Source organism: Micrococcus sp. KRD077 (assembly GCF_017168505.1).
In the GTDB taxonomy this organism is placed as follows: Bacteria; Actinomycetota; Actinomycetes; order Actinomycetales; family Micrococcaceae; genus Micrococcus; species Micrococcus luteus.
The window spans coordinates 46,862-53,162 of sequence record NZ_JABFAZ010000009.1 but is presented as its reverse complement, the minus strand read 5'-3'; the positions used below and the strand labels follow the sequence as shown (position 1 = coordinate 53,162).

Annotated in this window: 4 protein-coding genes; all 4 read left to right on the top strand. The window is 74.4% G+C overall.

Annotated features, from left to right (window positions below; translation table 11 throughout):
* Window positions 1–301: 301 nt before the first annotated feature.
* The 4 genes from J1M39_RS02720 to J1M39_RS02705 all read left to right on the top strand — a co-directional run bounded on the left by J1M39_RS02720 (window position 302) and on the right by J1M39_RS02705 (window position 6,300).
* Window positions 302–1,627, top strand: coding sequence for a YkvI family membrane protein (locus J1M39_RS02720; protein ID WP_206496438.1), 1,326 nt, complete (start codon window positions 302–304; stop codon window positions 1,625–1,627).
* Between the two features lie 157 nt (window positions 1,628–1,784).
* Window positions 1,785–4,292: a leucine--tRNA ligase gene (gene leuS, locus J1M39_RS02715; protein WP_206496437.1), complete on the top strand. Its 2,508-nt coding sequence runs from the start codon at window positions 1,785–1,787 to the stop codon at window positions 4,290–4,292.
* A 46-nt stretch (window positions 4,293–4,338) separates the two neighbouring features.
* The gene (locus J1M39_RS02710) at window positions 4,339–5,313 is read left to right on the top strand and encodes a DegV family protein (protein ID WP_036313753.1); all 975 of its coding nucleotides are present in this window, start codon (window positions 4,339–4,341) and stop codon (window positions 5,311–5,313) included.
* 129 nt (window positions 5,314–5,442) lie between these two features.
* A complete protein-coding gene (locus tag J1M39_RS02705; RefSeq protein ID WP_206496436.1) occupies window positions 5,443–6,300 on the top strand; it encodes a ComEA family DNA-binding protein in 858 nt (285 codons plus the stop codon).
* Window position 6,301: the final 1 nt, after the last annotated feature.

Here is a 6,301-nt window from a genome sequence, read left to right as displayed (position 1 = left end):
GGACAGGCACGTCCCCACCCTAGCCAGGCCGGCCTGGAACCTCACCGACGTCACCCACGCCTCCCGCACGCTGCAGATGGACCTGGGCGCGGGGACGGGGTCCGCCGAGGTGCTCGGCCTGATCACGGCCGCGGCGTGCCAGCGGGAGGGCGGCCCTGGGGTGGGCCTGAGGCCACGCTGCCCGGAACCCGGCGACGTCTGGTCCTGGCCACGATGGCGCACGCGTGCCTACCGTACTCCAGCCCGTCCTCGGTCCCGGGGCCCGGACGGGCGCACCCCGTCTCCCACGAAAGGCCCATGCGTGCAGCACCCCGTCGCCCTCAGATCCCTGAAGATCGCCCTCGCCTTCGTCGGTCTGCTCGTCGGCGCCGGCTTCGCCACCGGCGCCGAAGTCATCCAGTACTTCGTCGGCTTCGGCTGGATCGGCATCGTGGGCGCGGGACTGGCCGGCCTGCTCGTCACCGCCGGCGGCGCCGTCATCCTCCAGCTGGGCAGCGTGTTCCTCGCGGCCGACCACAAGGTCGTCTTCCGGAGCGTCTCACACCCCGTGATGGCCCGCATCCTGGACGTCGTGGTCACGGTGACGCTCTTCGCGATCGGCGTCGTCATGCTCGCCGGGGCGGGCTCGACGCTCGCCCAGCAGTTCGGCTGGCCGACGTGGGCGGGCTCCACCCTGATGACCCTGCTCGTGCTCGTGACGGGCATGCTGGACGTGGAGAAGGTCTCCGCGATCATCTCCCTGATCACGCCCCTGGTGGTCGTCGCGGTCGTGGCCGGGTTCGTCCACGTCCTGGTCACCCGCGACGGCGGCTTCACCGCCCACGAGTCCCTCGCCGTCCAGGCCACCACGCCGGTGGACCCGTGGTGGCTGTCCTCGGTCAACTACTTCGGCCTCGTCGTCGTGATGGCCGTGTCCATGTGCCTCGTGATCGGCGGGTCCATCACCCACCCCCGTGAGGCGTTCCTCGGCGGCCTCACCGGCGGCCTGATGTACACCGTCCTGCTCCTGATGGCCTCCACGCTGCTCTACCTCGGCTACGCCGAGATCGGCCGCGCCGACGTCCCCATGCTGCGGCTGTTCGCCTCGATCGCGCCCTGGCTGGGCTGGGCGATGGTCGTGGTGATCTACCTGATGATCTTCAACACCGCGATCGGCATGTTCTACGCGCTGGGACGCCGCCTCACGGCCGACCATCCGGGCCGCTACCGCCCCGTGTTCGCCGGCGTCACGCTGCTGGCCTTCGCGGTGAGCTTCGTCGGCTTCGGCGACCTGATGAACGTCGTCTACCCGGCGCTGGGCCACCTGGGGATCGTGCTCGCGCTCGTGCTCCTCGTCTGGTGGCTCACCCACCGCCGGCAGATCTCCGCCGAGTCGGGGCTGCGTCTGCGCCTGCTCGCGCTGCTCCGCCTGCGTGAGCATCCGGAGAAGACCTTCACGGCCCAGCACGCCGTGCAGCTGCAGGAGGCGGTCGGGGACTCCGTGGCGGCCCCAGGCGCGGTGACGGAGGCCCTCGAGGACGAGGTCGCCCAGGTGCTGGAGGAGGACGACGCGGTCACCCCCGACGAGGTGCATCCCGGTCCCGACGCCGGGCCCGAGCGTCCGGCAGGCGGCAGCCACTCCGCCTGAACGCGCCTGCCCGGCCGGGCACGGCGTCTCGGAGCGGCCCTGTGGCCGAGCCGGGGCGCCGTCGCCGTAGGATGGGGTGGCCGGCCGTGCCGCCGGCCCCGTCCGCGCCGCCCGAGGGCCGGCGCCCCATCCCGACTGCGTGAGGACTCGAACCGCCGTGAGCCAGACCCCCGACAGCGCCGTGCCGGCCACCCCCAGCATCCCCGCCGACGCGGAGTACTCGTTCCGTGACGTGGAGGCCCGCTGGGCCGGGTACTGGGAGCAGGCCGGGACGTTCGCCCCGCGCGAGGACGGCTCCGAGACCCGCACCGTGGTCGACATGTTCCCGTACCCGTCGGGCGACCTGCACATGGGGCACGCCGAGGCGTTCGCGATGGGCGACGTCGTCGCGCGCCACTGGATGCAGCGCGGCTTCGACGTGCTGCATCCCATCGGCTGGGACTCCTTCGGCCTGCCGGCCGAGAACGCCGCCATCAAGCGCGACGCCCACCCGGCCGAGTGGACCTACGCGAACATCGAGACGCAGAAGCGCTCCTTCCAGCGGTACGGCATCGCCGTGGACTGGTCCCGTGAGCTGCACACCTCGGACCCCGAGTACTACCGGTGGACCCAGTGGCTGTTCCAGCAGCTGTACCGCAGGGGCCTGGCGTACCGGAAGGACTCCCCGGTCAACTGGTGCCCCCAGGACCAGACGGTGCTCGCCAACGAGCAGGTCGTGGACGGCCGCTGCGAGCGCTGCGGCACCGAGGTCACCAAGCGGACCCTGAACCAGTGGTACTTCCGCATCACCGAGTACGCGGACGCGCTGCTGGACGACATGGACCAGCTCACCGGCCACTGGCCCGAGCGCGTGCTCGCCATGCAGCGCAACTGGATCGGCCGCTCCGAGGGCGCCCACGTCGACTTCCAGGTCGAGGACGGCCCCGTCGTCACGGTCTTCACCACCCGGCCGGACACGCTGCACGGCGCGACCTTCATGGTGGTCGCCGCCGACGCCCCGCTGGCCGCCGAGCTCGCCGGCGACGACGTGCGGGCCGAACTCGAGGCGTACCGCGAGGACCTGAAGAAGGTCTCGGACATCGACCGCCAGGCCACGGACCGTCCCAAGAGCGGCGTGTTCCTGGGCCGCCACGCGGTGAACCCGCTGACCGGTGAGCGTCTGCCGATCTGGGCCTCGGACTACGTGCTGGCCGACTACGGCACGGGCGCCATCATGGCCGTGCCGGCCCACGACCAGCGCGACCTCGACTTCGCCCGCGCCATGGGCCTGCCCGTGCGCACCGTGCTGGACACCGGCGAGGAGGACCCGGCGGTCTCCGGCGTCGCGACGACCGGCGAGGGCATCCTGGTGAACTCCGGGGAGCTCGACGGCCTGGACAAGACCGCCGCCATCGCGCGGGCCATCGAGATCGTGCAGGAGCGCGGCACCGGCCGGGGCACCACCACGTACCGCCTGCGCGACTGGCTGCTCTCCCGTCAGCGCTTCTGGGGCACCCCGATCCCCGTGGTCCACTGCCCGGACTGCGGCGAGGTGCTCGTGCCGGAGGACCAGCTGCCGGTCACCCTGCCGACCGACCTCAAGGGCGAGCAGCTCGCCCCCAAGGGCCAGTCGCCCCTGGCCGCGGCGACGTCGTGGGTCGAGGTGGACTGCCCGCAGTGCGGCGGCCCCGCGCGACGGGACACCGACACCATGGACACGTTCGTGGACTCGTCCTGGTACATGCTCCGCTACGCGTCCCCGAACGACGACGCCCGCGTTTTCGACCCCGACGCCCTGCGCCGCTGGCTGCCCGTGGACCAGTACGTGGGCGGCGTGGAGCACGCGATCCTGCACCTGCTGTACGCCCGCTTCTTCACCAAGGCCCTGCACGACCTCGGCCTGGTGCCCTTCACCGAGCCGTTCCGCGCCCTGCTCAACCAGGGCCAGGTGCTCAACGGCGGCAAGGCCATGTCCAAGTCGCTGGGCAACGGCGTGGACCTGGGCGACCAGCTGGACGAGTTCGGCGTCGACGCCGTGCGCCTGACCATGGTGTTCGCCTCGCCGCCCGAGGACGACGTGGACTGGGTCGACGTCGCCCCGGGCGCCGCCGGCAAGTTCCTGGCCCGCGCGTGGCGCCTGGCCCGCGACGTCCGCGCGACGGGCGCCCCGGCCGGCACGGACCCGGCGGGCGGGGCCGTGACCCTGCGCCGGGTGACCCACCGGACCGTGCACGAGGCCCAGCAGCTGCTGGACGACGGCAAGTTCAACGTGGTCGTCGCCAAGACGATGGAGCTGGTCAACGCGGCCCGCAAGGAGATCGACGCCGGCGCCGGCGCGGCCGACCCCGCCGTCCGCGAGGCCGCCGAGGCCGTGGCCGTGCTGCTCTCGCTCGTGGCGCCGTACACGGCCGAGGACATGTGGGTGCTGCTCGGCCACGAGCCCTCCGTGGTCCGCGCCGGCTGGCCCGCGGTGGACGAGGCGCTGCTGGTCGAGGACACCGTCACGGCGGTCGTCCAGGTCAAGGGCAAGGTCCGCGACACCCTCGAGGTGCCCGCGGACATCACCGCCGAGGATCTCGAGGCGCGCGCCCGCGCGTCGCAGAAGGTGCGGAACTTCATCGGGGACGCCGAGATCGTCAAGGTGATCGTGCGCGAGCCCAAGCTCGTGAACCTGGTGATCCGCTGACCGCGTGAGACCGTCCCCGACCGGGCCGGGGGAGAGGAGGCAGGCCGTGGCGAGCATCGAGCAGTGGCGCGACGATGCGCTCGTCCGCCTGCGCTCCCGCCGCTCCCAGCTGGCCGGGCGGGCACGCTACGGGCTGCGCCCGCCCCGCCGGGACCGCACGGCCGTCGTCACGGACTCGGCCGCGGCCCTGCCCGGCGCCGTCCTCGGACACGGTCTGGCCGCGGGGATCCGCCAGGTGGCGCTGCCCGTCATGGTGGGCGAGCAGATCCACACGGAGGGCACGGACGAGCTCGCGCTGGAGCTGCCGCTGGCCCTGGCCGCCGGCACCCCGGTGCGCACCTCACGGCCCTCGCCGGGCGCGTTCCGGACGGCCTACGCCGAGCTGGCCCGCGCCGGCTACGCACGCATCCTCTCCGTCCACCTGTCCGGCGAGCTCTCCGGCACCGTGGAGGCCGCGCGCCTGGCCGCCGCGGAGGCCGAGCGCCCGGTGACCGTGGTGGACTCGCGCACCGTGGGCTTCGCGCTGGGCATGGCCGTGGTGGACGCCGCCGTGGACGCGGGGGTGGGCATGCCCGTGGCCCGCATCCGCGAGCGGCTCGAGGCCACCGTGGACTCCAGCCACGTGCTGTTCACGGTGCCCAGCCTCGAGCAGCTGCGCCGGGGCGGGCGGATCAGCGGGCTGGCCTCGCTGCTGGGCACGCTGCTGCAGGTGCGCCCCGTCATGGCCGTCGACGACGGCGCGATCGGCCTGGTCGACCGCCCGCGGTCCGCGGCCCGGGCCGTCGACCGGCTCGTGGAGCTCGCGACCGAGCGGGCCGGCGAGGACCCGGTGCGGATCGCCGTGCACGAGTACGGCGACCCCGAGACGGCCGTGCAGCTCGCGGAGCGGCTCCAGCCGGTCTCCACCACCCCCGTGCCCGTCGTCGAGCTGCCCGCCGTGCTCGCCGCGCACCTGGGCCTGGGCGCCCTGGGTGTGGTGATCTGCCCGCTGGAATCGCCCACGGGGGGCTCGGGGGACTGAGGCCGCCCGTGCGGGAGCGCCGAGGAGACGGGCGCGTCCGTTCCTGCACACCACCCTGGACCGCGGAGGTCATCCCCAGGTCGGGTGCGGGACGCGCCCGACTCGGCGACGGGGCCGCAGACTGCCCGCATGAGCCCCAGCCACCGCCTCTGCGACGATCCGCCCGCCTTCGCCCCGGACCCCGCGCCCGCGGCCGCCCCCGACGTCGACACAGCCGGCCCGCACGCCGCGTCCCGGTGGGAGCGCACCCCACCTCGGGGCCCGGTGCTGCGGTGGCGGCCGGCCCTGCTGGCCGTCACCGTGCTGCTCGTCGCCGCCACGGCCTGGTGGGCGGTGGCCTGGCTGACCACCCCGGCGCCGCCCGCGGCCATCCCGGCGGCCGCGGCCGGTGCAGGCATCCCGCAGACCGACGCGCCCTCCACCGCCCCGTCGGCGGCGGGCACCGACGCGCGGACGTCCGAGGCGGGGCCGTCGGGGGAGGCGTCCGGCCCCGCCGGGTCCGGCCCGCTGCGGGTGCACGTGGTGGGCGAGGTCGCCCGGCCGGGAGTGGTCAGCCTCGCGCCGGGCTCCCGGGTGGCCGACGCCGTGGGCGCCGCCGGCGGCCCGACCCGGCACGCCCGGGCGGAGCGCATCAACCTCGCGGCCCCGTTGGACGACGGCCAACAGGTCCTCGTCCCCTCCGCCCGCACACCGCAGGACGCCCTGGACCGGGTGGCCGGGGCCGCGCAGGCGCAGCCCACGCCGACCACGGGCAGGGCCGGTGGCGGAGGCGAGCCGGGCGGCGCCGAGTCCGGCGACACCGTGGACCTGAACACCGCCGACGCCACGGAGCTGCAGACCCTGCCCGGCGTCGGCCCCGCCACGGCGGAGAAGATCATCGCCCACCGCGAGACGGTCGGCCCGTTCACCGGCCTGCAGGACCTGGACGCGGTGCCCGGCATCGGCCCGGCCACGCTTGACCGGCTCCGCGACCTCGTCTCGTGGTGAA